The organism is Aurantimonas sp., from assembly GCF_964217435.1.
GTDB lineage: Bacteria > Pseudomonadota > Alphaproteobacteria > Rhizobiales > Rhizobiaceae > Aurantimonas > Aurantimonas coralicida.
This window is the reverse complement of record NZ_CAXPJM010000022.1, coordinates 109,136-134,406: the sequence shown is the minus strand read 5'-3', so window position 1 is coordinate 134,406 and position 25,271 is coordinate 109,136. Positions and strand designations below refer to the sequence as shown.

At 67.3% G+C, this 25,271-nt stretch carries 29 protein-coding genes and 1 tRNA gene; 22 read left to right on the top strand and 8 right to left on the bottom strand.

Annotated elements, in window-relative coordinates; genetic code table 11:
- Nucleotides 1-203: 203 nt before the first annotated feature.
- The 4 genes from ACEQX1_RS09920 (at nucleotide 204) to ACEQX1_RS09905 (ending at nucleotide 3,275) form a co-directional block, all read left to right on the top strand.
- Entirely contained in the window at nucleotides 204-944 is a 741-nt protein-coding gene (locus ACEQX1_RS09920) for a Crp/Fnr family transcriptional regulator (RefSeq protein ID WP_370194654.1), read from the top strand.
- 316 nt (nucleotides 945-1,260) lie between these two features.
- The gene (locus ACEQX1_RS09915; protein ID WP_370194655.1) at nucleotides 1,261-2,271 is read left to right on the top strand and encodes a sensor histidine kinase; all 1,011 of its coding nucleotides are present in this window, start codon (nucleotides 1,261-1,263) and stop codon (nucleotides 2,269-2,271) included.
- A gap of 186 nt (nucleotides 2,272-2,457) precedes the next feature.
- Entirely contained in the window at nucleotides 2,458-2,844 is a 387-nt protein-coding gene (locus ACEQX1_RS09910) for a hypothetical protein (RefSeq protein WP_370196787.1), read from the top strand.
- A gap of 128 nt (nucleotides 2,845-2,972) precedes the next feature.
- Entirely contained in the window at nucleotides 2,973-3,275 is a 303-nt protein-coding gene (locus ACEQX1_RS09905) for a hypothetical protein (protein WP_370194656.1), read from the top strand.
- 109 nt (nucleotides 3,276-3,384) lie between these two features.
- Here ACEQX1_RS09905 and ACEQX1_RS09900 read toward each other — a convergent pair.
- Nucleotides 3,385-3,474: transfer RNA gene (locus ACEQX1_RS09900), tRNA-Ser, on the bottom strand.
- A gap of 349 nt (nucleotides 3,475-3,823) precedes the next feature.
- Between ACEQX1_RS09900 and ACEQX1_RS09895 the strand changes: the two genes are divergently transcribed.
- The 4 genes from ACEQX1_RS09895 (at nucleotide 3,824) to ACEQX1_RS09880 (ending at nucleotide 7,244) form a co-directional block, all read left to right on the top strand.
- Nucleotides 3,824-4,117 (top strand): hypothetical protein, encoded by a 294-nt coding sequence (locus ACEQX1_RS09895; protein WP_228239965.1) that lies wholly within the window; start codon nucleotides 3,824-3,826, stop codon nucleotides 4,115-4,117.
- Between the two features lie 34 nt (nucleotides 4,118-4,151).
- Complete coding sequence (gene msrA / locus ACEQX1_RS09890; protein ID WP_228239964.1) at nucleotides 4,152-4,823, top strand: peptide-methionine (S)-S-oxide reductase MsrA; 672 nt, start codon at nucleotides 4,152-4,154, stop codon at nucleotides 4,821-4,823.
- A 340-nt stretch (nucleotides 4,824-5,163) separates the two neighbouring features.
- The gene (locus tag ACEQX1_RS09885; RefSeq protein WP_370196786.1) at nucleotides 5,164-6,159 is read left to right on the top strand and encodes a BMP family protein; all 996 of its coding nucleotides are present in this window, start codon (nucleotides 5,164-5,166) and stop codon (nucleotides 6,157-6,159) included.
- 143 nt (nucleotides 6,160-6,302) lie between these two features.
- Nucleotides 6,303-7,244 carry a nucleoside hydrolase gene (locus tag ACEQX1_RS09880; protein WP_370194658.1) on the top strand — a complete coding sequence of 314 codons (942 nt, stop codon included), beginning with the start codon at nucleotides 6,303-6,305 and terminating at the stop codon, nucleotides 7,242-7,244.
- 19 nt (nucleotides 7,245-7,263) lie between these two features.
- Here the strand turns inward: ACEQX1_RS09880 and ACEQX1_RS09875 are convergent, their stop codons facing one another.
- Together ACEQX1_RS09875 and ACEQX1_RS09870 are read right to left on the bottom strand one after the other, a co-directional pair.
- Entirely contained in the window at nucleotides 7,264-7,485 is a 222-nt protein-coding gene (locus ACEQX1_RS09875) for a SlyX family protein (protein WP_024351583.1), read from the bottom strand.
- Complete coding sequence (locus tag ACEQX1_RS09870; RefSeq protein WP_370194659.1) at nucleotides 7,482-7,934, bottom strand: acyl-CoA thioesterase; 453 nt, start codon at nucleotides 7,932-7,934, stop codon at nucleotides 7,482-7,484. Before ACEQX1_RS09870 ends, ACEQX1_RS09875 begins: the two co-directional genes overlap by 4 nt.
- Nucleotides 7,935-8,093: 159 nt before the next feature.
- Here ACEQX1_RS09870 and ACEQX1_RS09865 point away from each other — a divergent pair, with 159 nt between their 5' ends.
- The 8 genes from ACEQX1_RS09865 to deoA are packed head-to-tail and all read left to right on the top strand — an operon-like array spanning nucleotide 8,094 to nucleotide 15,452.
- Complete coding sequence (locus ACEQX1_RS09865) at nucleotides 8,094-9,626, top strand: ABC transporter ATP-binding protein (RefSeq protein ID WP_370196785.1); 1,533 nt, start codon at nucleotides 8,094-8,096, stop codon at nucleotides 9,624-9,626.
- On the top strand, nucleotides 9,623-10,060 hold the full coding sequence (locus ACEQX1_RS09860) for a VOC family protein (protein WP_370194662.1): 438 nt from the start codon (nucleotides 9,623-9,625) through the stop codon (nucleotides 10,058-10,060). Before ACEQX1_RS09865 ends, ACEQX1_RS09860 begins: the two co-directional genes overlap by 4 nt.
- Nucleotides 10,061-10,067: 7 nt before the next feature.
- Nucleotides 10,068-11,210: an ABC transporter permease gene (locus ACEQX1_RS09855; protein ID WP_370196784.1), complete on the top strand. Its 1,143-nt coding sequence runs from the start codon at nucleotides 10,068-10,070 to the stop codon at nucleotides 11,208-11,210.
- Nucleotides 11,210-12,178, top strand: a complete 969-nt coding sequence (locus tag ACEQX1_RS09850; RefSeq protein ID WP_024351587.1) for an ABC transporter permease — start codon at nucleotides 11,210-11,212, stop codon at nucleotides 12,176-12,178. Before ACEQX1_RS09855 ends, ACEQX1_RS09850 begins: the two co-directional genes overlap by 1 nt.
- A gap of 2 nt (nucleotides 12,179-12,180) precedes the next feature.
- Nucleotides 12,181-12,576, top strand: a complete 396-nt coding sequence (locus ACEQX1_RS09845; RefSeq protein ID WP_323133097.1) for a cytidine deaminase — start codon at nucleotides 12,181-12,183, stop codon at nucleotides 12,574-12,576.
- Nucleotides 12,573-13,379, top strand: coding sequence for a purine-nucleoside phosphorylase (locus tag ACEQX1_RS09840; protein ID WP_370196783.1), 807 nt, complete (start codon nucleotides 12,573-12,575; stop codon nucleotides 13,377-13,379). Before ACEQX1_RS09845 ends, ACEQX1_RS09840 begins: the two co-directional genes overlap by 4 nt.
- Nucleotides 13,372-14,133, top strand: a complete 762-nt coding sequence (deoC, locus tag ACEQX1_RS09835; protein ID WP_370194667.1) for a deoxyribose-phosphate aldolase — start codon at nucleotides 13,372-13,374, stop codon at nucleotides 14,131-14,133. Before ACEQX1_RS09840 ends, deoC begins: the two co-directional genes overlap by 8 nt.
- Complete coding sequence (deoA, locus tag ACEQX1_RS09830) at nucleotides 14,133-15,452, top strand: thymidine phosphorylase (RefSeq protein ID WP_370196782.1); 1,320 nt, start codon at nucleotides 14,133-14,135, stop codon at nucleotides 15,450-15,452. The genes deoC and deoA overlap by 1 nt, the downstream gene beginning before the upstream one ends.
- Before the next feature lie 16 nt (nucleotides 15,453-15,468).
- Here the strand turns inward: deoA and ACEQX1_RS09825 are convergent, their stop codons facing one another.
- The 5 genes from ACEQX1_RS09825 to ACEQX1_RS09805 form a co-directional block, all read right to left on the bottom strand.
- A complete protein-coding gene (locus ACEQX1_RS09825; RefSeq protein WP_370196781.1) occupies nucleotides 15,469-16,005 on the bottom strand; it encodes a TIGR02281 family clan AA aspartic protease in 537 nt (178 codons plus the stop codon).
- A gap of 136 nt (nucleotides 16,006-16,141) precedes the next feature.
- A complete protein-coding gene (upp, locus tag ACEQX1_RS09820; RefSeq protein WP_009208086.1) occupies nucleotides 16,142-16,771 on the bottom strand; it encodes a uracil phosphoribosyltransferase in 630 nt (209 codons plus the stop codon).
- Between the two features lie 33 nt (nucleotides 16,772-16,804).
- Entirely contained in the window at nucleotides 16,805-17,800 is a 996-nt protein-coding gene (locus ACEQX1_RS09815) for an adenosine deaminase (RefSeq protein WP_370194683.1), read from the bottom strand.
- A gap of 53 nt (nucleotides 17,801-17,853) precedes the next feature.
- Nucleotides 17,854-19,047, bottom strand: a complete 1,194-nt coding sequence (locus ACEQX1_RS09810) for a phosphopentomutase (RefSeq protein WP_370194684.1) — start codon at nucleotides 19,045-19,047, stop codon at nucleotides 17,854-17,856.
- 148 nt (nucleotides 19,048-19,195) lie between these two features.
- The gene (locus ACEQX1_RS09805) at nucleotides 19,196-19,660 is read right to left on the bottom strand and encodes a pilus assembly protein N-terminal domain-containing protein (protein ID WP_244495462.1); all 465 of its coding nucleotides are present in this window, start codon (nucleotides 19,658-19,660) and stop codon (nucleotides 19,196-19,198) included.
- Between the two features lie 240 nt (nucleotides 19,661-19,900).
- On the opposite strand from ACEQX1_RS09805, the gene ACEQX1_RS09800 reads away from it, so the two are divergent.
- From ACEQX1_RS09800 to ACEQX1_RS09775, 6 genes are all read left to right on the top strand, one after another.
- The gene (locus ACEQX1_RS09800) at nucleotides 19,901-20,086 is read left to right on the top strand and encodes a Flp family type IVb pilin (protein ID WP_024351596.1); all 186 of its coding nucleotides are present in this window, start codon (nucleotides 19,901-19,903) and stop codon (nucleotides 20,084-20,086) included.
- A 97-nt stretch (nucleotides 20,087-20,183) separates the two neighbouring features.
- Entirely contained in the window at nucleotides 20,184-20,696 is a 513-nt protein-coding gene (locus ACEQX1_RS09795) for a prepilin peptidase (protein WP_024351597.1), read from the top strand.
- Nucleotides 20,697-20,807: 111 nt separating this feature from the next.
- Nucleotides 20,808-21,626, top strand: coding sequence for a Flp pilus assembly protein CpaB (cpaB, locus tag ACEQX1_RS09790; protein ID WP_370194671.1), 819 nt, complete (start codon nucleotides 20,808-20,810; stop codon nucleotides 21,624-21,626).
- Between the two features lie 35 nt (nucleotides 21,627-21,661).
- The gene (locus ACEQX1_RS09785) at nucleotides 21,662-23,242 is read left to right on the top strand and encodes a type II and III secretion system protein family protein (protein WP_370194672.1); all 1,581 of its coding nucleotides are present in this window, start codon (nucleotides 21,662-21,664) and stop codon (nucleotides 23,240-23,242) included.
- A 20-nt stretch (nucleotides 23,243-23,262) separates the two neighbouring features.
- Entirely contained in the window at nucleotides 23,263-23,973 is a 711-nt protein-coding gene (locus ACEQX1_RS09780) for a CpaD family pilus assembly lipoprotein (RefSeq protein ID WP_244491674.1), read from the top strand.
- 17 nt (nucleotides 23,974-23,990) lie between these two features.
- Nucleotides 23,991-25,265 carry an AAA family ATPase gene (locus ACEQX1_RS09775; RefSeq protein WP_370194674.1) on the top strand — a complete coding sequence of 425 codons (1,275 nt, stop codon included), beginning with the start codon at nucleotides 23,991-23,993 and terminating at the stop codon, nucleotides 25,263-25,265.
- Nucleotides 25,266-25,271: the final 6 nt, after the last annotated feature.

Sequence of the window (25,271 nt, the reverse complement as noted above, 5' to 3'; positions counted from 1 at the left end):
GGCGCGCAACGGCCGGCTCCCGCAGGCGGATCGGTCCGCTTGGGTCATGCCTATGGAAACAGTGCTTTACAGAAAAAGGTGAGGCCACCATCCAGCGGAGTGATAGATTTTCGGGCTGGGCGATGTCGATCGCTGCGGTCCCATGCGGGCATGACGCCGGAGAAGGCTCCTCTTCGACAGGCGATCGCCCGGAATGGAGTGAAATGCCCCACAAGCTGATCCGCAAGCTCGAGCATTTCACGCGGCTCGCATCGGACGACCGGGCCGCTCTCGAGGCGCTCGCACAGCATCGGCAGCGCATCTACCGGGCCCGCGAAACGATCATCAACGAGGGTGACAAGCCGGAGGTCATCAATCTGTTCCTCGACGGATGGGCCTGCCGCTACAAGGATTTGGAGAACGGCAAGCGGCAGATCATGTCGATCTTCGTTCCCGGCGACATCTGCGACCTGAACATCTTCATCCTCAAATACATGGATCATTCGATCGCGGCGCTGACCCCGGTCACGGTGCTGGAGATCTCGCGCGATGCCTTCGAACGCGCCATCGCCCGGTGCCCCCGCGTGATGCAGGCGCTGTGGTGGGACACGCTGGTCACAGTGGCGGTCCAGCGGGAATGGACGATGAATGTCGGGCAGCGCGACGCGCGCGAGCGCATCGCCCATCTGATCTGCGAACTCTACACGCGCCTCGATTGCGTCGGGCTCGTCACCGATGGCGCCTGCCGGTTTCCGCTGACCCAGAGCGAGCTCGGCGAGGCGACGGGCCTGACACCCGTCAGCGTCAACCGCGTGCTGCAGGATCTGCGCAGGTCCAACCTCATCCATCTGCACGATTCCCGCCTGCGCATTCTCGATCTGCCGGGTCTGCAGCAGGCCGCCATGTTCAATCCGAACTATCTGCACCTCGATCAGGAAGGCAGCCATCTGGCGGCAAATACCTAGCCGTGCGCAGAAAATGCCGACAATCGTCTGAACCGAACCAGAGCGGAGGCGGTTGGTGTCTGGAAAACGCAGTGATCGGGCAACGCTGCCGCATTGATGCAAGCGCCCGAAGGGCGTTCTACGCAATTGACGCCCAGCCGCCATTTTTCGGAGAGAGTTTCGTGGAGCCGGGAGACAGATTTGAAGACCCGGATAGGTCATGGCCCGAATCGCGATCCGTCAGGGATCGAATGACGGGTGTCGCCCGGGCGGGCTCTCTCCTCGTCCCCATGACGGCCGCAAGCGGGGCCGGATCCGCACGCGAAAGGGCAGCTTGATGGCCGTGCCGGATCGTTCGCAATCGCGCTCCCGACAGGCAAGGGAGGCCTGGCAGTCGACGATCGTTGAGGCGGTTCCGGCGCTCCTGTGGGCCTTTGCCGCGGATGGACGATGGTCCTGGGCGAGCCCGCAATGGGTCAGCTACACCGGTCTCGATCCGGTGGAAGACCGCCGGCGCGGCTGGCTCGAGGCAGTTCATCCCGAGGACCGCGAGACCGGGCTCGCAGCGAGCGTGCCTGCGGACGAGCCGGGCCGCGCCGCCCATATCCGCATCCTCGAGGCGCGAACCGGCAGCTACCGGTGGTTCAAGATCATGGGGTCTGCGCTTCCGGATGCCGATCCGGACAGCGCCGACGCGCCGGCCTGGCTGGTCACCGCAACCGATGTCGACGATCTGCAGGATCTGAGGAACGAGCAGCGCCGGCTTCTGGCGGAACTGCAGCACCGCGTGCGCAACAATCTGGCGAACATCCGGTCGATCGTACGGCGCACCGGCGAAACGAGCGCCAGCGTTACCGATTTTGCAGGCCATCTGGAGGGTCGGCTTGACGCGCTGGGCCGCATCCAGACCTATGTCGCCCGCAGTCCGGCCGGCGACGTCGCGCTGGTCGAGATCGTCGCCGAGGAAATCCTGGCCGGTGCCCTGCGCGAAGGCGAGAATGTCCACATCGACGGACCGCCGATCCGTTTGCCGGCGCGCATCGCCGAACCGCTGGCCCTCGCCGTCCACGAACTCACCCAGAACGCCATCAAGTACGGGCCGCTGATGACGCCCGACGGGTCGGTGCGCGTCACATGGCGGCTCGACGATCGGGAGGGAACGCGGTGGCTCGACTTTGAATGGGCCGAGACGGGGCTGCGCGAGCCGCTGCCGGAGACGATCCGCGACGGCTTCGGCTTCGAGCTTCTGAAGCGCACCCTCGGCTACCAGATCGACGCCCATACGACGATCCGGCTTGATCGCCACAAGATGGAATGTGAGATTTCGATACCGCTCGGCAAGGCATAGGCGAACGGCGTCGATCCCGACGCGGCGCGGGACCTTCCGGGAAAACGGCGGGCGTCCCTGTTCCCGCGGCCATGGCGGAGACCGCGGCGCCGTGGCTCGGGTGGTGCACCGGTTTCGCAGATCGCCGACTGCAAGCCGCTGGGGGAGGCGATGCGCCGATCGAGCCTGATCCTGAAGAACCTCCGGTTGAGCGTGATGGACAATTCATCGGCGTTCGCCTTCTCGACGACCATCACGGGCTCGTTTGCGCTGCTGAACCTCGTCGCCCCCGCTTCGGCGGTGCGGATCTTCGCCGGCGCTGCCGGGACCGTTCTGGCCTTCATGGTCGCCGAATGGCTGGCTCTCCTGTTCCTGCGCCACCAGCCCGACGATGAATCCACCAGCACCCGGCTGTTTGGCCGCATGATGAACTTTGTCTCCGTGGGTCTGGCGCTCGGCGTCACCACTCTGATCGGCCACTGGCTGTCGGGCGCAACCAGCTGGTTCGTCGCGGGGCTGCTGTCCAGCCTGGTCTTCATTCTCATCGAAGGGCTGGAACTTGCAGTCGCCGAAGCAAGGGAAGCCGACGAATGACCGCCGCTGCCGGCAAGGCGTGAAGCACGCTGCCGTTGAGAGGCTTTCAAACCGCGCGACCGGGTCGAAACAATAAGGTCTGCTTATACCAGTTAAGCGAGCGGCTCGCCGGGACCGGCCAGACTGGGATGATCGAGGAGATCGAATCGGAGCGGGCGATGCAGATGTCGTTGAGGGAGGCCATCGGCGAAGCGGTGGAACGCGCACACGATGCAGGATCGCTCGTCTTCGGCGAGATCAAGGCCAGCATCCTCGCCGGATACGCCCTGCCGGACCCGCTCGACGAAACCGCCATCGAGCTCGGCATCATCCAGGAAGCCTCCCGCCGCAGCCTTCCGCTCCGGTTCGAAAAGGTCCGGAACCCGCCGCGATCCGACGGATTCGATGGAGGCTCCGCGCAGGCGTTCGGCCACCAGGTTCCGGCGCGTTAGGCGCGAACAGGATGCACGATGATCGTGCGGAACGCTTTGCGAAGCCGCTGTTTCCTGAATATCGAAGTTTGTCAGAGGTTTGTCGCCAACGCCTCGGGCGGACGGATAATGGCGGTGAGAGAGGGATTCGAACCCTCGATACGGTTTCCCGTATACACGCGTTCCAGGCGTGCGCCTTCAACCACTCGGCCACCTCACCAGATGTTCGAGGCTACAAACGGGCGGTCTGGCCGTCTGTGACGCCTGAAAGGCGACCGGGCCGGAGCGCACCAAATCAGTGCGTTCGCGGCCCTCTCGAACGGCGCGGACTATAGCCAGAACGCTTCGCGGTTCAAGAGCCGATTTCGCCAAACCGTGATGCGGTCCTCTGGCGGTCGCGATTGTGCCGGCGCGGCAGTGCCCCCACCTATCCTCGGTGGGCATTTCGAATGTGCTAGTCTCGCCGCCACGGCTGCTTCGCCGCAGGCCGTCGGCATGATGGGGCGAGATGACGGGGCCGGGCCGCCGGAAGCGCGAAGCGGGCCCCCGAAAGACGCGAGGGAGAGACGATGCGATTGCTGCTGCGCCTGATCGGAACGCTGTTCCTCTGCGTCTGCGTGGTGTTCGCCGTCGGCGACATCGCCCGCAGCCTGGCGGCCGAGACGGCGCGGCTTCTGACCGTCGCCGAGGCGCTGGCCCTGATCGGCAGCAGCCTGCCGCCGGCGGCGGACAGCGCGACGCTGGCCACCGCGACCCACGAGATCGGCCGCTGGTCCGTGGCCATCACGGCGGGCGTTGCCGGCCTCGTCTTCCTCGTCCTCGGCCGCAAGCCATGGTCCCGGCGCCGGCCTTCGCCGCGCTGACCGGACCGCCAGAAACGACAGTTAGGAGCAGACCATGTATATTCTCGACATGTTTTCCAAGAAGATGAAGCTGCCGGGCGCCGAGGATGCGCTGCCGGGCCGCGATGCGCCGATCGAGACGGCCGAGACCCATTTCGTCAATGGCGAGGCGCTGAAGGGCCCGTTCGCCGACGGGCTGGAGACGGCGATCTTCGGGATGGGCTGCTTCTGGGGCGTCGAGCGCAAGTTCTGGCAGTTGCCGGGCGTGGTGGTGACGGCCGCCGGCTATGCCGCCGGCACGACGCCGAACCCGACCTACCAGGAAGTCTGCACCGGCCAGACCGGTCACAACGAGGTGGTGCTGGTGGTCTTCGATCCGGCCAGGATCAGCTACGAGACGCTGCTCAAGACCTTCTGGGAAGGCCACGACCCGACCCAGGGGATGCGCCAGGGCAACGACATGGGCACCCAGTACCGCTCGGGGATCTACCTGACCTCGGAGGATCAGCGGGCTGCCGCCGAGGCGTCGAAGGCCGCCTATCAGGAGGCGCTGACGGGGGCCGGTCACAAGGGGACGATCACCACCGAGATTCGCCCGGCCGGCGAATTCTACTATGCCGAGGGCTATCACCAGCAATATCTGGCGAAGAATCCGAGTGGCTATTGCGGCGTCGGCGGGACCGGAGTGTCCTGCCCGGTCGGCCTCGGGGCGGAAGCGGCGCAATAGGCGCCGACGGCAGGGAAGGGCGGGGTGCGGTCGCGCGCCGGCCGTTGGCGCATTGCTGTGGCCGGTCCGTCGCCGGAGCGGCGGTTCCGGCGTTTTGGTATGGGTCCTCGGGTCGAGCCCGAGGATGACGCTGCGGATGTTTCAGCCGGGGAAGTCGTCTGCCGCTTTGAAGGCGATCCGTCCGGGGCGGCGGCGCGTACACCAAGCGATCTGATTCCGCGTGATTTCCGGCGGCGGCCATGCCAGTCTTCGGGACAGACGCGGGGCTGTGCCGGCGCCGCGAGCCAGACGGGTCCCAGGGCCTGTCGCCACCAGCCCATTGCAACAGGGATCGGATCACATGAAACAGTTCCTGGCCGGACTTCTGGCCGCCACGCTCCTTTCGGCTTCCTCGGCCTCGGCCGCCGATTTCGCCCCGGCTCTGCTCTACGACCTCGGCGGCAAATTCGACAAATCCTTCAACGAGGCCGCCTATAACGGCGCCGAGAAGTACAAGGCCGACAGCGGCACCGAATATCGCGAATTCGAGATCACCAACGACGCCCAGCGCGAGCAGGCGCTGCGCCGCTTCGCCCGCGACGGCGCGAACCCGATCATCTCGGTCGGCTTCAGCCAGGCCGCGGCGCTCGAAGCGGTGGCCAAGGAATATCCCGACACCCAGTTCGCCATCATCGACGCCGTCGTCGACGCGCCGAACGTCCAGTCGATCCTCTTCAAGGAAGAGGAAGGCTCCTACCTCGTCGGCATCCTGGCGGCGATGAAGTCGGAGACCGGCACGGTCGGCTTCGTCGGCGGCATGGATATTCCGCTGATCTCGAAATTCGCCTGCGGCTATGCCGGCGGCGTCAAGTCGGTGAAGGCGGACGCCAAGGTCCTGGAGAACATGACCGGCACGACCGGCGCGGCCTGGAACGATCCGGTGCGCGGCGGCGAACTGACCAAGTCGCAGATGGACCAGGGCGCGGACGTCGTCTTCCACGCGGCTGGCGGCACCGGCATCGGTGTGCTGCAGGCGGCGGCCGATGCGGGCAAATACGGCATCGGCGTCGATTCCAACCAGAACATGCTGTTTCCCGGCCATGTCCTGACCTCGATGGTCAAGCGCGTCGACACGGCGGTCTACACGACCTTCGACGACGCCGCGAAGGGCGAGTGGAAGCCCGGTATCGTGACCCTCGGCCTTGAGAATGACGGCGTCGCCTATGCCCTCGACGAGCACAATGCCGATCTGATTACCGAGGAGATGAAGGCCGCCGTCGACCAGGCGCGGCAGGACATCATCGCCGGCAAGATCGAGGTGCACGACTACAGCACCGATTCCAGCTGCCCCTACTGATCCCGCGCCTCGTCGCGGCGTGATCGAAAGGCGTCCCGTTCGCGGGGCGCCTTTTTCGTCACGGGGCTCGGTACCTGCACGCTTTCGCCGTCCGGCGTGCGGTGCTATCGGCGGGCCGCGGACAACGGCGAAGGACAGGCACGATGACCCAGAAAGTGATCTTCGACACCGATCCCGGCCAGGACGACGCCGTCGCGATCCTGACGGCGCTCGCCTCGCCGGAGGAGCTCGACATTCTCGGCATCGTCACCGTGGCCGGCAACATTCCGCTGTCGCTGACCACGAAGAACGCGCTGAAGCTGCTGGAACTGGCCGGCCGGCCGGAGATCCCGGTCCATGCCGGCTGCGAGCGGCCGATGCTGCGCCCGCTGGTCACCGCCGAGCATGTGCATGGCCAGACCGGCCTCGACGGGCCGGACCTGCCGGAGCCGACGCTCATGGCGCGCGAGGGCCATGGCGTCGATTTCCTGATCGAGACGATCCGCGCCCATCCGGCCGGGACGATCCGCCTGATGGCGCTCGGGCCGCTGACCAATCTCGGCGTCGCCTTCACCAAGGCGCCGGATATCGCGGCGCGGCTGAAGGACATCGTTCTGATGGGCGGCGGCTGCTTCGAGGGCGGCAACATCACGCCGGCGGCCGAGTTCAACATCTATGTCGATCCCGAGGCCGCCGCGATCGTCTTCGCCAGCGGCGCCGCGATCACCGTCCTGCCTCTCGACGTGACCCATTTCATGCGCTCGACGCGTGCCCGGATTGCCGGCTTCGGCGATCTGGGCAATCGCTCGGGCGCTGCGGTCGCGGCGATGCTGAACTTTTCCGAGCGCTTCGACGTGGAGAAATACGGCTGGGAGGGCGCGCCGCTGCACGATCCCTGCGTGACCGCCTTCGTCTTACGCCCCGACATCTTCACGGCGCGGCCGGTCAATGTCGAGGTCGAGACCGGCAGCCTTCTGACCCGCGGCATGACCGTCTGCGACTATTGGGGCGTCACCGACCGGCCGCAGAACGCCCATTGGGTGCGTTCGGGCGATGCCGATGCCTATTTCGCGCTTCTGACCGAGCGGATCGCCCGGCTGCCGTGACGTCTGGCCGGGCCGCCACTCAATAGTGCGGCGGCTTGGTGTTTTCCGGGCGCGGCATCGCCACGTCCTCCAGCGCCTCGAAGCGGTCGCCCAGTGAGCGCAGGCTGCGCTGCATCCGTTCGATCGCCGCGGAAGCCCGCTGCAGTTCCTCTGACAGGTCCTCGATCATCTGGGCCTGGTGGGCCGCCATGATCTCCAGATCCTCGATCCGCTTCTCGTTGCCGTCGTCGGTCTCGCTCATATGGTCAGCTCCAGAAGCCTGTTGCGCAGCCGGTCGCCCAGCGGGGCCGGGCGGCGGGTGTGGCGGTCGACATAGACATGGACGAAGAACCCTTCCGCCGCCGCGGTGTCGGCCTCGCCGCGAAACAGCCCGACCTCGTAGCGCACCGATGAGGTGCCCAGCCGGCCCACCCTTATGCCGGCCGTGACCGGGTCGGGGAAGGCGAGTTCGGCAAAGTAGCGGCAGCCGGTCTCCACCACGAGCCCGATCCGGTCGCCGCGATGGATGTCCAGGAGACCGTTGGCGATCAGCCAGCCATTCACCGCGCTGTCGAACAGGGCGTAGTGCACGACATTGTTCATGTGGCCGTAGATGTCGTTGTCCGACCAGCGGGTCGTCAACGGCACGAAGGCCCGGTAGGCCTCGCGCCGTCCCGGCCCCGGTCGGTCCTGTTGTCTGTCGTCCGGCATCGCCGCTCTCGTCCGTCGTCCGCGTTTGCCGACTCATCCCGTATGCGTGCCGCCAACGCAACGCCCGATCCGGCGATGCGGTGCGGGCCGCTTATGGACTGGCATTCACGGCCCCCGCTCTCTAAGCTCCGGCGAACGACGACAGGCCAGAGAATCTGCATGCCCGATCCGGCGATCGAACTGATCGACATCGACAAGAGCTTCGGCGTGGTGCGGGCCAACAAGCGCATCAATCTGGCGGTGGAACGTGGCACGATCCACGGCATCATCGGCGAGAACGGCGCCGGCAAGTCGACGCTGATGTCGATCATCTACGGCTTCTACCAGGCCGATTCCGGCACCATCAAAGTCGGCGGCAAACCGGTGGACATCTCCGATCCGAACGCCGCCATCGCGGCCGGCATCGGCATGGTCCACCAGCATTTCATGCTGGTCGAGAACTTCACCGTGGTCGAGAACGTCATGCTCGGCGCCGAGCAGTCGCCGCTGCTGTTTTCCGGCATCGCCAGGGTGCGGGCCGAGCTGAAGCGGCTGGAGCGCGACCATTCGCTCGACGTCGATCCCGACGCCATCGTCGAGGAGCTTCCCGTCGGCCGCCAGCAGCGGGTCGAGATCCTCAAGGCGCTGTATCGCGGCGCCGACATCCTGATCCTCGACGAGCCCACCGGCGTCCTGACCCCGGCCGAGGCGGACCATCTCTTCGCGGTGCTGCGGCAGCTGCGCGACGAGGGCAAGACGATCATCCTGATCACCCACAAGCTGCGCGAGATCATGGCGATCACCGACAATGTCTCGGTGATGCGGCAGGGCGAGATGGTGGCGACGCGCCGCACCGCCGACACCGATGTCGCCGAACTCGCCGAGCTGATGGTCGGGCGCCGCGTGCTCCTGACCGTCGACAAGGCGCCGGCCGCGCCGCGCGACGTGAAGTTGAGCGTCACGGGCCTGACGGTGCGCGACCGGCGCGGCGTCGTCATGGTCGAGGACGTCTCCTTCGACGTGAAGGCCGGCGAGATCGTCGGCATCGCCGGTGTCGCGGGCAACGGTCAGTCGGAGCTCCTGGAGGCGCTGGCCGGTATCCGCCGGGCCGAAAGCGGCCGCATCGCCATGCTGGGGCGCGACATCGACCCGTCGCAGGAGGTCGATCCGGCCGAGATTCGCCGCATGGGCTGCGCCCATGTGCCGGAGGACCGTCACCATATGGGCCTTGTCCTGCCCTTCGAGGAAAACGAGAACGCCATTCTCGGCTACCAGGGCGATCCGCGCTTCGCCAAGGGGCCGCTGCTCGACCGCGACGCCATGCGCCGCGACGCCGAGGCCAAGATCAAGGCCTATGACATCCGTCCGCCGGACTGCCGGCTGAAGACCTCGAACTTTTCTGGCGGCAACCAGCAGAAGATCGTGCTGGCCCGCGAGATGGAGCGCGATCCGGACGTGCTGTTGATCGGCCAGCCGACCCGCGGCGTCGATGTCGGCGCGATCGAGTTCATCCACCGGCGCATCATCGAGATGCGCGACGCCGGCAAGGCGATCCTGCTCGTTTCGGTCGAGCTCGACGAGATCCGCGCCCTGTCGGATCGCATCCTCGTCATGTTCGCCGGCCGCATCGTCGGCGAGCGCAGTCCCGATGCCAACGAAGGCGAGCTCGGCCTGCTGATGGCGGGAATCGAGGGCCAGGAGGCGGCGGAATGAGCGCGGCGCGCATTTCCCTCGTCACGCTTGGCGTCGCCGATGTCGCCCGGGCCGTGGCCTTCTACGAGGCGCTGGGCTGGACGAAGGCGCCGCAGAGCGTCGAATCGACGGCCTTCATGGTCGGCGCGTCGATCGTCCTCGGCCTGTGGAACCGCGACGAGATGATCGCCGATGGCGGCGAGGGCGAATTGCCGGTGGGCTCCGGATCGGTGGCGCTGGCGGTGAATTTCGCCTCCGTCGACGCGGTCTCCGAAGCCTATGAGCGGGCACTTGCGGCCGGTGCCCTGCCGGTGAAGCCGCCGGCAGAAGTCTTCTGGGGCGGGTTCTCCGGCAATTTCCGCGATCTCGACGGGCATCTGTGGGAATATGCCCACAATCCGTTCTTCAAGCTGTCCGACGACGGTCATCTCGACCTTCTCGCGAGCGACGAGTGACCGCCGCATGAGCCGCCCCTACGCCAAGCTTCCGCCGCTGATCGACTACGGTCTGATCCCGCTGATCAATCTCGTCGTGGCCTTCGCCGTCGCCGGTCTCGTCGTCCTCGTGGTCGGCGAAAGCCCGGTCGAGGCGGCGGCGCTGATGATCCGCGGTGCCTTCGGCTATGGCGAGGGCATCGGCTTCACCCTCTATTACGCCACCAGCTTCATCTTCACCGGCCTCGCCGTGGCGGTCGCCTTCCATGGCGGTCTGTTCAATATCGGTGGGGAGGGGCAGGCCTATATCGGCGGCCTCGGCATCGCCGCGGTGGCGCTGACGCTGGGCGGCATCCTGCCCTGGTGGCTGAACCTGCCGCTGGCCGTCGCCCTGTCCTGCGCCTTCGGCGCGGCCTGGGCCTTCATCCCGGCAATCCTGCAGGCCAAGCGCGGCAGCCACATCGTCATCACCACGATCATGTTCAACTTCATCGCCGCCGCGGTGATGGTCTATCTCCTCGTCGGCGCGCTGAAGCCCGCCGGCACCATGTCGCCGGGCACCGGCACTTTCGAGGCTGGCGGGCAGCTGCCGAAGCTGAAGGAGCTGTTCGCGCTGTTCGGCTTCAATCTCGGCGGCGCCCCGCTCAACGTCTCGCTGTTCGTGGCGCTTGCCGCCGCCTTCTTCGTCTGGGTGCTGATCTGGCGCACGCGGCTCGGCTACGAGATCCGCACGCTGGGCTTCTCGCCGCGCGCCGCGCGCTATGCCGGCATGTCGCATACGCGGCTGATCGTGGTGACCATGATGGTGTCGGGCGGGCTCGCCGGCATGATGGCGCTGAACCCGGTGATGGGCGACCAGTACCGGCTGCTGATCGACTTCCCCGGCGGCGCCGGCTTCGTCGGCATCGCCGTCGCGCTGATGGGGCGCGGCCACCCGGCGGGCATCATCCCCGCCGCGATCCTGTTCGGCGTGCTCTACCAGGGCGGGGCGGAACTCGCCTTCGACATGCCGGCGATCTCGCGCGACATGATCGTCATCATCCAGGGCCTCGTCATCCTGTTTGCCGGGGCCATGGAGAACATGTTCCGGCCCGGCGTCGGTGCGGCCTATCAATGGGTGCGGTTCCGCACCGCGGAGCCGGCGGGCGCCGATGTCGAGGAGTCCCGCTGATGGATGCCGGCGCCTGGATCAACGTCATCGATTCCACCATCCGGCTGTCCACGCCGCTGCTCTTCGCGGCGCTGGCGGGCCTGTATTCCGAACGCTCCGGCATTTTCGACATCTCGCTGGAAGGCAAGATGCTGATCGCCGCCTTCGCCTCGGCCTCGGCGGCGGCGGTCTGGGGCTCGGCGCTGCTGGGGCTCTTGGTCGGCGTTCTCGCCGCGACCGGTTTCTCGCTGATCCACGGCCTTGCCTCGATCACCTATCGCGGCAACCAGATCGTCTCGGGCGTCGCCATCAACTTCATCGCGGCGGGCCTGACCATCATCCTCGGCCAGGCCTGGTTCGCCCAGGGCGGACGCACGCCGAGCCTGTCCGGCGACAGCCGCTTCGGCGCCATCGAGCTGCCGGGGGCGGCCGCCATCGCCGACGTGCCGGTGATCGGCCCGATCTATGCCGACATCCTCTCCGGCCATGCGATCCTCGTCTATGTCGCCTTCCTGATGGTGCCGCTGACCTGGTGGGTGATGTTCCGCACCCGGTTCGGCCTGCGTCTGCGGGCCGTCGGCGAGAACCCGGCAGCAGTCGATACGGCCGGCATCTCGGTGACCTGGCTGCGCTACCGGGCGGTGATCATCTGCGGCATCCTCACCGGCTTTGCGGGAACCTATCTCGCGGTCGCCCAGGCCGCAGGCTTCACCCGCGACATGACCGCCGGCAAGGGCTACATCGCTCTGGCGGCGCTGATCTTTGCCAACTGGAAGCCGCTGCCGGTGATGCTGGCCTGCCTGCTCTTCGGCTTCCTCGACGCCATCTCGATCCGCGTTCAGGGCGTCGAGATTCCGCTGATCGGCGAGATCTCCGTGCAGTTCGTGCAGGCGCTGCCCTACATCCTGACCGTGATCCTGCTGGCCGGCTTCGTCGGCAAGGCCACCCCGCCCAAGGCCGGCGGCGTTCCCTATGTGAAAGAAAGATAAAAATGGCGGACGATCTCTTCGCGCTGGCGAAGTCCGCGATGCGGCGCGCCCACGCGCCCTATTCGAAATTCCCGGTCGGCGCAGCCCTGCGCACCACGGACGGACGCATCTTTTCCGGCTGCAATGTCGAGATCGTCAGCTTTCCCGAAGGCTGGTGCGCCGAGACGACGGCGATCGGCCATCTGGTGATGGATGGCGGCGGACGGATCGCAGAGGTGGCCGTGGTCGCCGAGAAGCTGCCGCTGTGCACGCCCTGCGGCGGCTGCCGCCAGCGCATCGCCGAATTCGCCGACGCGGCAACGAAGGTGCATCTGTGCGACGCCGAGGGCGGCGTTCGCGAGACCGTGACCATGGGCGAACTCCTGCCCCGCGCCTTCGACACCGAGAGCCTCGCATGAGCGCGGCCGCCGATTATCTGCGCTACCGGCTGGGCGACCGCCGCCCGGTCGCCGCGATGGTGCTGGGCTCGGGACTGGGGCTGCTGGTCGATGCCATCACGGATGCGGTCCGGATCCCCTTCGCCGAGATCCCCGGCTTTCCGGTGAGCGCGGTGACGGGCCATGCCGGCGAGATCGTCGTCGGCCGGCTCGGTGGGCGCGACATTCTCGTCCTGTCCGGCCGCGTCCATTATTACGAGGCCGGCGATGCGGCCGTCATGCGCCCGGTGATCGCGGCGATGGCCGACCTCGGAATCGAGCGGCTGCTCCTGACCAATTCGGCCGGCTCGGTGCGCGAGGACATGCCGCCGGGCTCGGTGATGATGATCGAGGATCACATCAATTATTCCGGGCTCAACCCGCTGATCGGCGAAGTCTCCGACGCCCGCTTCGTCGGGATGACGGCGGCCTATGATGGCGAGCTGCGCGAGCGTCTGGCCGCCGCCGCCGAGACCGCCGGCGAGACGCTGTTCGGCGGCGTCTACATGTGGTTCTCCGGCCCGTCCTTCGAAACGCCCGCCGAGATCCGCATGGCGCGCACGCTGGGCGCCGACGCGGTCGGCATGTCGACGGTGCCGGAGACCATCCTGGCGCGGTTCTTCGGCCTGAGGGTCGTCGCCGCCTCGGTGATCACCAATTACGGGGCCGGCATGACCGGCGCCGAACTCTCCCATGCGGAGACCAAGGACATGGCGCCGAAGGGTGGCGCTCGGCTGGCGCGGATTCTCGGCGCCATGCTGGAAAACGGAGGCTTCGATGACTGATGCCGACATGCAGGCCCGCGCACGGCAACTGATCGCCTGCCTCGACCTGACCAATCTCAACGACGACTGCACCGAGGCCGATGTCGCGGCGCTCTGCGACCGGGCGGCGACGCCGGAAGGGCCGGTCGCGGCGATCTGCATCTGGCCGCAATTCGTCGCCTTCGCCCGCGAAAAGCTGGCGCCGGCCATCCGCATCGCGACGGTGGTGAACTTCCCGGCCGGCGGCGAGGATCTGGACGCGACCCTCGCCGAGACCCGGGTGGCGGTCGCCGACGGTGCCGAGGAGATCGACCTGGTGATCGCCTATCGCAAGATTCCGGGCGATCCGGATTTCGTCGAGAACCAGGTGCGCCAGGTGAAGGCGGCGTGCCGGACGGCGCGGCTGAAAACGATCCTGGAGACCGGCGAGATCGGCGACCCGGATGCGATCCGCGTGGCCTGCCAGGCGGCGCTCGACGGTGGGGCCGACTTCCTGAAGACCTCGACCGGCAAGGTCGCCGAGAATGCGACGCCCGTCTCCGCCCGGCTGCTGCTCGGCGCGATCGCCGATTCCGGCCGCGACGTCGGTTTCAAGCCGGCCGGCGGCATCAAGACCTTCGAGGACGCGAACGGCTATCTCGAACTGGCCGAGGCGATCTGCGGCCCCGGCTGGGCCACGCCGGAGCGCTTCCGGCTGGGCGCGTCCAGCGTCCTCGGCGATCTTCTCGCCGTGGCCGGCGGCAAGGCGCGGGCCGGCGGGGCGGCCGGCTACTGATGGCGGTCCTGCCGCAGGAGTTCATCCGCGCCAAGCGGGACGGTGAGACCCTCGATCCGGACGCCATCAAGGCCTTCATCGCCGGCTTCGACGACGGCAGCGTCACCGAGGGGCAGGTCGCCGCCTTTGCCATGGCCGTCTTCTTCCGGGGCATGGCGCGGGACGAGACCGTCGCGCTGACCGAGGCGATGCGCGACAGCGGCGACGTCCTCGACTGGTCCGGCCTCGACCGCCCAATCATCGACAAGCATTCGACCGGCGGCATCGGTGACAATGTCTCGCTGATGCTGGCGCCGATCGTCGCCGCCTGCGGCGCGGCCGTGCCGATGATCTCGGGCCGCGGGCTTGGCCATACCGGCGGCACGCTGGACAAGATGGAATCGATCCCCGGCTATTCGGTGACGCCAGACAACGCGACGTTCCGGCGGACCGTGAGCGAGGTCGGCTGCGCGATCATCGGCCAGACCGGCCAACTCGCCCCGGCGGACAAGCGCTTCTACGGCGTGCGGGATGTCACGGCGACGGTGGAATCGATCCCGCTGATCACTGCCTCGATCCTGTCGAAGAAGCTGGCGGGCGGGCTCGAAGGCCTGGTGCTCGACGTCAAATGCGGCTCCGGCGCCTTCATGGCCAGCGAGGCGGACGCCAGAGCGCTGGCGACGAGCCTCGTCGAGGTGGCCAACGGGGCGGGGCTGAAGACCACGGCGCTGACCACCCGCATGGACCAGGCGCTGGCCTCGGCCGCCGGCAACGCGGTGGAAGTGCGCAACGCCGTCCGCTTCCTGACCGGCGAGCATCGCGACGCGGCTCTGGAGGAGGTGACGCTGGCGCTGGCGGCGGAGATGCTGGTGCTGGCCGGGCTTGCGCCGGATGTCGTTGCTGCTGAAGCCGAGGCCCGCACCGCCCTCGCCGACGGTCGCGCAGCGGAGATCTTCGGCCGGATGGTGGCCGCGCTCGGCGGACCTGTCGATTTCGTCGCGCGGATGGATGCCTATCTTCCCAGGGCCCCCGTCATTCGACCGATTGTGGCGACGGGGCAGGGAAACGTCACGGCCGTCGATGCGCGGCAGCTCGGCCTTTGTGTCGTCGGCCTCGGCGGTGGGCGCACGCGGCCGCAGGATGCGGTCGACCATTCGGTCGGCCTGACGGAGCTCGCACCGATCGGCACTGTGCTGGGCGAGGGCGATCCGATCGCGATGGTCCATGCGCGGGACGAGGCAGCAGCCGAGGCGGCCGCGGCGATGGTGCGGGCGGCCTACAGCTTCGGCGATGCAGGGCCAGACGGCTCACGCCCGGCGGTCATCGACCGCATCGGCTGAGCGCCTCGGGTCAAGCCTACTGCTTCAGCGTCAGCTGATCGCTCGCGATCTCGAATTTCGACAGGCGGCCGAGGAAGCTCATGCCGAGAAGGGCGACGGGGAGGGTGCCGTCGCGGGTGACGAGCGTGTCGACGTCGCGCAGTTCGATCGGGCCGAGCTGCATCCGCGCGACCGTGACGAGGGCGGCGGTGGTCTCGCCATTGGCCGTCTGCACCGTGTAGCGATATTCGTCGAGCTGCGGGGCGACGCCGAGGCGGCGGGCGGTGGTGTCGTTGATGGAAACGGAGGTTGCGCCGGTATCCACCAGGACCGGCACGGAGCGGCCGTTCATCCGCGTGTCGGTCCGGAAATGGCCGCTGGCATCGGCGGCAAGGCGCGCGACGCGGCCGGACAGGCTGGCGGGGCGTTCCACCGCCGCATCGATGACCACGGGGGCGCGTTCGACGGTCTCCACCTGGCCGGACAGCATGCCGGCGCGGTAGTGCTCGAAGGCCGAGGGCACGGCCAGCGCGACCAGCGAGGTCACGGCAAGGACGATGACGAAGTTCTGCATCCGGCGGTCCGACCCGTTGCGACTTAGGTCGGACAGTGTGGGCGCAGCCGGTTAACCGGAGGCGAAGAGCCGGCGATGCCGGGCGGCCATCGCCCGGCGCGGTTGCCGATCGGTTAAGACCGGCCTGCCATGGCGGCTATTTGGTGCCGTACATCCGGTCGCCGGCGTCGCCGAGGCCGGGCACGATGTAGCCCTTGTCGTTGAGGTGCCGGTCGATCGAGGCGGTGAAGACCGGGACGTCCGGATGGGCCGTGCGGAACCGCTCGATGCCTTCCGGGGCCGCCAGCAGGCAGAGGAAGCGGATGTTCTTCGCGCCGCGCTCCTTCAGCTTCTCGATCGCCGCGATGGCCGAATTGGCCGTCGCCAGCATCGGGTCGACGACGATGACGAGCCGGTTTTCCAGATCCTCGGGCGCCTTGAAGTAATATTCGACCGGCTGCAGCGTCTCGTGGTCCCGGTAGAGCCCGATATGGGCGACGCGGGCGGCGGGCACGAGGTCGAGCATGCCCTCCAGAAGGCCGTTGCCGGCCCGCAGGATCGAGGCAAAGACCAGCTTCTTGCCTTCCAGCACGGGCGAATCCATCGCCTCCATCGGCGTCTCGATTCGGATCGTCGTCAGGTCGAGATTGCGCGTCACCTCGTAGCAGAGGAGCGTGGAGATCTCGCGCAGGAGCCGCCGGAAGCTCGCCGTCGAGGTCTCCTTGTTGCGCATGATGGTGAGCTTGTGCTGGACCAGCGGGTGGTCGATCACGGTGACGCCGTCCATGGGGCCTCGCTTTCTGGCTGATTTGGCTTCTGCTTAACCGGACGATGACGGCGCGCCAAGGGCGATCGCCGAGACAACGAGTTGCTGGAGGAGACGCTGCCGGGTCGCTTCGTCGACGAAGGCGGCCTCGATGGCGTTGCGGGTGAAGCCGAGACGGTCGCCCGGCCCGAAGCCGGCAGAGGCGGCAAAGGCGTATTCGGCTGCAAGATCGGTGGCGAAAAAGGGCGGATCGTCGGAGTTCAGCGTGACCCGGCAGCCGGCTTCCACCAGCGGGCGCAGCGGATGCGATGCAGCGTCCGGATAGACGCCGAGGGCGAGGTTGGAGTGGGGGCAGACTTCGAGGACGATGCCCTTGTCGGCCAGCATCCGCACCACGTCCGGCGCCTCGACCGCGCGCACGCCATGGCCGATGCGGCTCGTTCGAAGGATCTCGACGGTCTCACGGACCTTCTCCGCGCCATCGAATTCGCCGGCATGGGCGGTCAGGCCGAGCCCGGCGTCGCGGGCGATGTCGAAGGCACGGGCGAAGTCCCGGGGCGTGCCGATCCGCTCGTCGCCGGCAAGGCCGAAGCCGGTCAGAAGCGGTTCGCGCGCCGCATGGGTCGCGGCAAAGCGCGCGGCGGCCTCGACACGGTCAGGGCCCAGATGGCGGACGCCAATGGCGATCATCCGCGCCTCGATACCGGTCGCGGTCTTGGCGCGGCGGATACCTTCGGCGAGTCCGGCCAGATAGGCCTCGCCGGGCACGCCGGCCGATGCCGCGTGGTCGGGCGAGATGAAGAATTCGGCGTAGACCGCACCGGCGCGGGCAAGGCCGGTCAGATGGTCCTCGGCGAGGCGGCAATAGTCGGCCGCATCGCGGAAGACCAGCGAGGCGCGATCATAGGCTGCGAGGAAGCTGGTGAAGTCGTGCCAGACATAGGCGCCGTCACGAACGATGCCGCCGATATCGATGCCGTGGCGTTCCGCCAGTTCCAGCACCAGTGCCGGGCGGGCCGCGCCCTCGATGTGGCAATGGAGTTCGGCCATGGGGACGGCGCCGCCGGACCTTGCGCGGGCGAGGGCCGGGGCGGCGTCGGCCTTCACAGGAAGCTCGTTCCGTGGCGGCCTTCCGGCAGGCCGAGATGCGCGGCAACGCTCTCGCCGATATCGGCGAAGGTCTCGCGGTGACCGATGGCGCGGGAGGCGATGCCCGGCCCGAAGCCGAGCACGGGCACGTTCTCGCGGGTGTGGTCGGTGCCGCGGAAGGTGGGGTCGCAGCCGTGATCGGCGGTGATGATGGCGAGATCGCCCGGTCGCAGCCGCGCCTCGAGCTCGGGCAGCCGGGCGTCGAAGGCTTCCAGCGCCGCGGCATAGCCGGCGACATCGCGCCGGTGGCCGTAGAGCATGTCGAAATCGACGAAATTGGCGAAGACGATGTCCCCCTCGGCCGCATCGTCCACGGCGCCCAGCATGGCGTCGAACAGCGCCATGTTGCCGTCGCCCTTGCGCACCTCGGAGATGCCCTGGTGGGCGAAGATGTCGCCGATCTTGCCGATGGCGATGACTTGGCGGCCGGCGGCGACGGCGCGGTCGAGGATGGTGGGCTCGGGCGGCGGCACCGAATAGTCGCGGCGGTTGGCGGTCCGCCGGAAGGTCGCCGCGGTCTCGCCGGTGAAGGGCCGGGCGATGACCCGGCCAATATTGAGCGGATCGACGTGCCGCCGCGCGACCGCACAGAGCGCGTAAAGCCGCTCCAGGCCGAAATGGGTCTCGTGGGCGGCGATCTGCAGGACGCTGTCGGAGGAGGTGTAGAAGATCGGCTTGCCGGACGCGATGCTCTCCTCGCCGAGTTCGGCGATGATCGTGGTGCCCGAGGCGTGGCAATCGCCGAGAATGCCGGCAATGTCGGCGTCATCGCCGATCTGCGCGATCAGGGAGGCGGGAAAGGTCGGCACGGTATGGGGGAAATAGCCCCAGTCGAAGGACACCGGCACGCCGGCGATTTCCCAATGTCCGGACGGGGTGTCCTTGCCGTGGGAGACCTCGCCGGCCGAGCCCCAGATGCCGGCTGGCGATCCGTTGCCGTCGAGACCCGCGGCATGGAAGAGGCCGAGGCGGCGCATGTTGGGCAGGGAGAGCGGGCCCTCTCTGAGGCCGGCACGGTCGGCCTTGCCTGCTTCGGCGCGTTCGAGGATGTGGCCGAACGTGTCGGCTCCTGCGTCGCCGAAGGCTTCGGCATCCCTTGCATGGCCGATCCCGAAGGAATCGAGAACGATCAGAACAGCGCGCGCCAACATTCTCTCCTTGCCGCGACCGGAGTCCCGGCCTGTCAGGCGCCGGCGGCCGGCCAGGGCCGACGCGGCGTGTGGTCAGGCAGATAGGCGGACCGGGAGGGTTTCACAGGGGAGGTGGGATAGCGCGGCGCGAGGAGCAGGCGCGGCATTACTGCTTGGCGGCATCCATCGCCATGCCCTGGCGCTGGGCATATTGCTGCGCGGCCTCGCCGAAGCTGTCGACATTGTCGCCGATGGTCACCGTCGGCTCGCATTTGGGGGCGCAGGCATAGGTGACGCGGCTGGCCTGGCGGTAGACCCGCACCGTGTTGTCCTCGAAGCTCTGCACCGCGACCTGCTGGTCCATGACGATGTCGCCATTGGCGTCGAGGATGACGAGATTGGTGATGCCGTAGCTGCGGCCCGTGAGGACCAGGCGGTTCGAGGACAGCACCTCCACGTCGACGATCGCCGGGTTGCCGACGATCACCGTGGCCGCCGGGTTGTCGATCTGGACGATCCGGGCGTGATCCACCTCGACCGGCAGGACGTCGCGGCTGTCGAAGGCGGCGGCATTCCCGCATGCGGCGAGAACGGCGATCGCAGCCAGTGCGGCGCGCAGTGTGCTGGTCATGTGGCTCATCCCGTTCTGCTGCTGGAGTCCTCACTCTAGGTAGAACGGTCTTGGTAAACGCAGGATTAAGCCCGGTCGTGAAGCAAAGGTGAAAATTCGACGCAAGAGGCGAAGGGAAAATAAACCACGCCGCTTAAGACGATCGCAACCGGCCACCCTTAGACATGGCTCAATCCGATCGACAAGGCAGTCGACGGGGATACTGCTTCAAACGGGTATCTGGATATCAAGGAGTTCCCAATGTCCAAGCTTTTCGCTCGCTTCGCCAAGGATGAGTCCGGCGCGACCGCCATCGAATACGGCCTGATCGCCGCCATCATGGCTGTCGCCCTGATCGCCGCTTTCCCGTTCGTGACCGGCGGCCTGACCACCTCCTTCACCAACATCGGCACGATGCTCGGCTCCACGCCTTCCACGATCAACTAATTGCGACGAATCGCGTGGAGATGCCGCGTGATTTCAAGATCATCAGGACCGGGACGGAGCAGATGCTTCGCCCGGTCCTGGATACTGGAGTAGGCGTGTGACGGCTCTTGCGCTCCTCGTCATCTTCCCCTTCGCCATGCTCTATGCGGCCGCGTCGGATCTGGTGACGATGACCATCGCCAACCGCGTCTCCATCCTCCTCGCCCTGGCCTTTCCCGTCGTCGCCTATGCGGCCGGCATGGCGCCCGGTGCGATCGGTGCCCATCTCGGCATCGGCCTTGTCTGCCTGACCGTCTGCTTCGGCATGTTCGCCGCGGGCTGGATGGGCGGCGGCGACGCCAAGCTCCTGGCCGCCACCGCGGTGTGGTTCGGGCCCACCCCCATGCTCCTCGAATACATCCTCTTCGCCAGCATCTATGGCGGGCTCCTGACGATCGGGCTCCTGACCATCCGGGCCTTTCTGCAGCCCGTGACCGGCGTCGCCTTCATCGATCGCCTGCTCGAACGCGAGACCGGCATTCCCTATGGAATCGCCCTCGGCCTTGCCGGCCTGACCGTCTATTCCGGCAGTGTCTGGATCGATATCGCGGCCCGCAGCGCCCCGTTCTGAGGCCTGCCGATCGGGCGGGAGAGGTTTCGTTAACCATACATTGAGGGTTTGTCGGCGATAACCGTCGTGAACAGCCGCATGGTCGCGGCCTCGTTTGCGAGGAGTAGCCCGATGAATCTAGCCCGCATGGCAGTTGTGGCGGTCGCATTGGTCGCAGCCATGGGTGCGGCATTCGTCGCCTTGAACCTGCAGCCCGAAAAGGCCGAACCGGTGATCATCACCGCGGCGCCGGCCGAGCCGCCGATCAAGCTCGCCGAAGTGCTGGTCACGTCCCGCGACCTGTCGATGGGCGAGGCGGTGGACGAGGCGCTCGACTGGCAGAGCTGGCCCGAGGACGGCATCGGACCGACGCTGATCCGCAAATCCGACCGGCCCGACGCCATCGAGACGCTCAAGGGCTCGCTGGCCCGCCAGTCCTTCTTCGCCGGCGAACCGGTGCGCGAAGCCAAGCTGATCCGCTCGGACCAGGGCTTCATGTCCGCCGTGCTGCCGGCCGGCAAACGGGCGGTCGCCGTCCAGATCGCGGCCGAAACCTCGGCTGGCGGCTTCGTCCTGCCGAACGACCATGTCGACGTCATCATGACCCGCCGGGTGTCCAGCTCGGAGAACCGCGGCGACCAGGTGCTGACCGAGACCGTCCTGCGCAATCTGCGGGTCCTGGCCATCGACCAGACCATCCAGGAGAAGGACGGCGAGAAGGTCGTGGTCGGATCGACCGCGACGCTGGAAGTCGATCCCGATCAGGCCGAAGCCCTCACCGCTGCCCAGCAGATCGCCGACCGTCTGGTGCTCTCGCTGCGCTCGCTCGCCGATTCCGTGCCCGGTTCGCCCGGCTATGCGGCCTTCCTGCTCGCCCAGGAGAACGCCCGGAACGGCAAGATCCGGGTCGTGCGCTACGGCCAGTCCTCCGAAATCACCACCAAGGAATGACGGGCAACCCGATGAACGATTGGAGAGGATCCGACATGCTACGCGCCCGGCTTCGCAAACTGGTGGTCGTCATGGCCGCGGCGTCCACGGCACTCGCGCCGCTGGCAACGACCCTGCCGGCACAGGCCGAGCAAACCGTCGTCAATGTCCGCCAGGGCTCCCAGTCCATCAATCTCGGTCTGAACAAGACCAAGGTCATCGTGCTCGAGGCCGATGCCCACGACATCCTCGTCGCCAACCCCGCGGTGGCCGACGCGGTCACGCGTGACGCCCGGCGCATCTATGTCTTCGGCAAGCAGATCGGCCAGACCAACATCGTCGTCTTCGACCGGCAGAACCGCCAGATCGCGTCCATCGACCTGAAGATCGAGCGCGACATCAACGGGCTCGAGGCGACGATCCGCAAATACGTCCCGTCCTCGGTGGTCCAGGTCGAGATGCTGAACGACAACGTCGTCCTGAACGGCACCGTGCAGACGCCCCAGGACGCCGCCAAGGTCGAGCGTCTGGCGCGGCTGTTCGTGACCGGAGGCGAGGGCACCACGGGCCAGTATATCCAGCAGGCGACAGCCTCGGGCGGGGCCGGTGGCGGCGATGGCGACGTCGGCTTTGCCCAGGAAGACCGGCGCCAGAGCCAGATCGTCAATCTCCTGCAGATCCAGGGCGAGGACCAGGTGACGCTGAAGGTCACCGTCGCCGAGGTCCAACGCTCGGTGGTCAAGCAGCTCGGCATCGATTCCATCGCCAGCGGTTCGATCGACGGCGTCGCCTATTCGGCCGCCACCGACAATCTGTTCGGTCTCGGCAATCCGCTGTCCAACACCTTCGGCCGCATCACCAACAGTTCGGGCGGCGACACCGTGCAGTCGCAGCTGCGGGCGCTGAACCAGGCGGGCGTCATGCGGACCCTCGCCGAGCCCAGCCTGACGGCGATCAGCGGCGAGAAGGCGAGCTTCAAGGTCGGCGGCGAATTCTCCATCCCGGACGGCCGCAGCATCACGCCCGAAAAGCGCACCAACATCCGCGACGACGCGGGCCGCATCGTCGATACCGAGGTCGAAGGCGAGGTCATCACGCTGGAAAGCCGCCGGATCGAATACGGTATCGGCCTGGACTTCACGCCGGTCGTCCTGTCGCCCGGCCGCATCAGCCTGAAGGTGCGCACCAGCGTCTCCGAGCCGACCTTCGAATCGCCGTTCAATCTCGGCCGCGGCGCAACCGCGGCAGGCTCGGCCGTCATCGGCATCCGCAAGCGTCTGGCCGATACGACGGTGGAACTGCCGTCGGGCGGCTCGCTGGTCATCGCCGGTCTCGTGCGCGACGAATCCCGCCAGGTCATGTCGGGTTTCCCCGGCCTGTCGAAGATCCCGGTGCTGGGCACGCTGTTCCGCTCGCGCGACTTCCAGCGCTACGAAACCGAGCTGGTGATCATCGTCACGCCCTATCTGGTGCGCCCGGTTCCGCGCCAGGCGCTGGCCCGCCCGGACGACGGCTTCGCCCTTTCCAGCGACGGTGCCGCCAACTTCCTCGGCCGCGTCAATCGCGTCTACGGCCACATGGAAACCAAGCTGCCACCCGGCCGGTATCACGGCGTCGTCGGCTTCATCTACAAATGACCGGTTCTGGGAGATCGCAGGTGCAAGACCGTTCGCAGATCATCGGCCGCCGCCGTCCCCGGACGTCCATGGCCGCCCTGTTGCCGCTGGCCGCGATGCTGATCGCCGGCGGTTGCGCCAACGTCCACAATGTCGAGGTCGGCTCGATCCCCGACGACTACCGCACCCGGCATCCAATCGTCGTGTCGGAGGACCAGGAAGCCATCGACATTCCGATCGTGATGTCCGACGCCCGCCTGTCCTACGCCAATCGCGGCCGCGTCGAGCATTTCGGCGACCGGTTCCGCGCCTCGGGCGCCGATTCCATCCAGGTGATGCTGCCGACCGGCTCCGCCAACCAGTATGCCGCCGAGCGGGTCTCGCACGAGATCGTCGAGGCGCTGCGTGGCCGCTACATCTCGCGCGACCGGATCTTCGTGCAGCCCTATTCGGCGGTGGGCGCCGAAGGGCCGACGCCGATCCGGCTGACCTATGCGACGCTGGTCGCCAAGACCGGTCCGTGCGGGCGCTGGCCCGACGACATGACGGACACGTCCGAGAACAAGAACTACTTCAATTTCGGCTGCGCCAGTCAGCAGAACCTTGCCGCCCAGATTGCCGATCCGCGTGATCTGCTGTCGCCGCGCGGCGTCGATTCCATCGATGCCGGCCGACGCACCACGGTGCTCGACAATTACCGGCGCGGCGAGCCGACGACGACGGCGGCCGGTTCCAGCGAAATCGAATACTGATGGGAGCCGCGGAAACCATGTCTACCGCTTCGCGCGCTGCGCCGGACACCAGCTTCGACGATCCGGCCGGTCTGGAGAACGTCCGGCCGATCCCCCGCATCTCCATCCAGGCCTTCTGCGAGAGCGAGGCCGTGGCCCGGCCGATCGAGAATGCCGGGGCGGACCGGCGCATGGCTAAGGCCCACATGCGGGTCAATCTCGGCGGCATCCGCGCCGCGGTGGAACATTTCTCCGGCGCGCCGACGCCCAACCTCGTCATCCTGGAATCCAAGCTGCCGCCGCTCGAGCTCATCGGCGAGCTGGAATCCCTGTCGGAGGTCTGCGACCCGGGCTCCAAGGTGATCATCATCGGTCACTACAACGACGTGGCGCTCTATCGCGACCTGATGCATCGCGGCGTGTCGGAATATCTCGTCGCGCCGGTCTCGATCGCCGACATCATGACCATCATCGGCTCGCTGTTCACCGCACCCGATTCCGAGCCGCTCGGCCGCTCGATCGCCTTTGTCGGCGCCAAGGGCGGCGTCGGCTCCTCGACGATCGCCCACAATCTGGCTTGGTCGATCTCCAAGCTGTTCTCCAGCGACGTGGTGATCGCCGATCTCGACCTGCCCTTCGGCACCGCCAACATCAATTTCGACCAGGACCCGGCCCAGGGCATCGCCGAGGCGGTGTTCTCGGCCGAGCGCATGGACGACACCATGCTCGACCGGCTGCTGTCGAAATGCGCCGAGCATCTGTCGCTGCTGGCCGCGCCGTCGCTGCTCGACCGCACCTACGACTTCTCGACCGAGGCCTTCTCGGCGCTGATCGAGACCGCCCAGCGCGGCGCGCCGGTGGTGGCGCTCGACATTCCGCATGTGTGGAACGACTGGACCCGCAGCGTTCTCGCCTCGGCCGACCAGATCGTCATCACCGCGACGCCGGATCTGGCCAATCTGCGCAACGCCAAGAACCTCGTCGACATGCTGGCCAAGCTGCGGCCCAACGATCCGGTGCCGCATCTGATCCTGAACCAGCTGGCGATCCCGCGGCGTCCGGAAATCTCGCCCGAGGAATTCGCCGATCCGCTCGGCCTCGAGCCGATCGCCCAGATCAATTTCGACCCGCAGGCCTTCGGCAATGCGGCCAATAACGGGCAGATGCTCGCCGAACTCGATGGCAAGCATCCGGCCGTGGAGGCCTTCGAGCACGTCGCCCACGTCCTGACCGGACGCGGCACGGCCAAGAAGCCGAAGAAGCAGGGCCTTCTCCAGCGGCTGCGCCACAGCGGCAAAGCAACCAGGGAGTAGCGGCAG

What these genes read in the sequence shown, in the direction of transcription:
- upp (WP_009208086.1), bottom strand. Translation starts at nt 16,771, where the DNA reads ATGGACGGCGTCACCGTGATCGACCACCCGCTGGTCCAGCACAAGCTC.
- deoA (WP_370196782.1), top strand. Translation starts at nt 14,133, where the DNA reads ATGGCGGTCCTGCCGCAGGAGTTCATCCGCGCCAAGCGGGACGGTGAG.
- ACEQX1_RS09825 (WP_370196781.1), bottom strand. Translation starts at nt 16,005, where the DNA reads ATGCAGAACTTCGTCATCGTCCTTGCCGTGACCTCGCTGGTCGCGCTG.
- deoC (WP_370194667.1), top strand. Translation starts at nt 13,372, where the DNA reads ATGACTGATGCCGACATGCAGGCCCGCGCACGGCAACTGATCGCCTGC.
- ACEQX1_RS09845 (WP_323133097.1), top strand. Translation starts at nt 12,181, where the DNA reads ATGGCGGACGATCTCTTCGCGCTGGCGAAGTCCGCGATGCGGCGCGCC.
- ACEQX1_RS09815 (WP_370194683.1), bottom strand. Translation starts at nt 17,800, where the DNA reads ATGGCCGAACTCCATTGCCACATCGAGGGCGCGGCCCGCCCGGCACTG.
- ACEQX1_RS09775 (WP_370194674.1), top strand. Translation starts at nt 23,991, where the DNA reads ATGTCTACCGCTTCGCGCGCTGCGCCGGACACCAGCTTCGACGATCCG.
- cpaB (WP_370194671.1), top strand. Translation starts at nt 20,808, where the DNA reads ATGAATCTAGCCCGCATGGCAGTTGTGGCGGTCGCATTGGTCGCAGCC.
- msrA (WP_228239964.1), top strand. Translation starts at nt 4,152, where the DNA reads ATGTATATTCTCGACATGTTTTCCAAGAAGATGAAGCTGCCGGGCGCC.
- ACEQX1_RS09880 (WP_370194658.1), top strand. Translation starts at nt 6,303, where the DNA reads ATGACCCAGAAAGTGATCTTCGACACCGATCCCGGCCAGGACGACGCC.
- ACEQX1_RS09885 (WP_370196786.1), top strand. Translation starts at nt 5,164, where the DNA reads ATGAAACAGTTCCTGGCCGGACTTCTGGCCGCCACGCTCCTTTCGGCT.
- ACEQX1_RS09870 (WP_370194659.1), bottom strand. Translation starts at nt 7,934, where the DNA reads ATGCCGGACGACAGACAACAGGACCGACCGGGGCCGGGACGGCGCGAG.
- ACEQX1_RS09920 (WP_370194654.1), top strand. Translation starts at nt 204, where the DNA reads ATGCCCCACAAGCTGATCCGCAAGCTCGAGCATTTCACGCGGCTCGCA.
- ACEQX1_RS09800 (WP_024351596.1), top strand. Translation starts at nt 19,901, where the DNA reads ATGTCCAAGCTTTTCGCTCGCTTCGCCAAGGATGAGTCCGGCGCGACC.
- ACEQX1_RS09865 (WP_370196785.1), top strand. Translation starts at nt 8,094, where the DNA reads ATGCCCGATCCGGCGATCGAACTGATCGACATCGACAAGAGCTTCGGC.
- ACEQX1_RS09915 (WP_370194655.1), top strand. Translation starts at nt 1,261, where the DNA reads ATGGCCGTGCCGGATCGTTCGCAATCGCGCTCCCGACAGGCAAGGGAG.
- ACEQX1_RS09905 (WP_370194656.1), top strand. Translation starts at nt 2,973, where the DNA reads ATGATCGAGGAGATCGAATCGGAGCGGGCGATGCAGATGTCGTTGAGG.
- ACEQX1_RS09895 (WP_228239965.1), top strand. Translation starts at nt 3,824, where the DNA reads ATGCGATTGCTGCTGCGCCTGATCGGAACGCTGTTCCTCTGCGTCTGC.
- ACEQX1_RS09875 (WP_024351583.1), bottom strand. Translation starts at nt 7,485, where the DNA reads ATGAGCGAGACCGACGACGGCAACGAGAAGCGGATCGAGGATCTGGAG.
- ACEQX1_RS09840 (WP_370196783.1), top strand. Translation starts at nt 12,573, where the DNA reads ATGAGCGCGGCCGCCGATTATCTGCGCTACCGGCTGGGCGACCGCCGC.
- ACEQX1_RS09850 (WP_024351587.1), top strand. Translation starts at nt 11,210, where the DNA reads ATGGATGCCGGCGCCTGGATCAACGTCATCGATTCCACCATCCGGCTG.
- ACEQX1_RS09805 (WP_244495462.1), bottom strand. Translation starts at nt 19,660, where the DNA reads ATGACCAGCACACTGCGCGCCGCACTGGCTGCGATCGCCGTTCTCGCC.
- ACEQX1_RS09785 (WP_370194672.1), top strand. Translation starts at nt 21,662, where the DNA reads ATGCTACGCGCCCGGCTTCGCAAACTGGTGGTCGTCATGGCCGCGGCG.
- ACEQX1_RS09860 (WP_370194662.1), top strand. Translation starts at nt 9,623, where the DNA reads ATGAGCGCGGCGCGCATTTCCCTCGTCACGCTTGGCGTCGCCGATGTC.
- ACEQX1_RS09855 (WP_370196784.1), top strand. Translation starts at nt 10,068, where the DNA reads ATGAGCCGCCCCTACGCCAAGCTTCCGCCGCTGATCGACTACGGTCTG.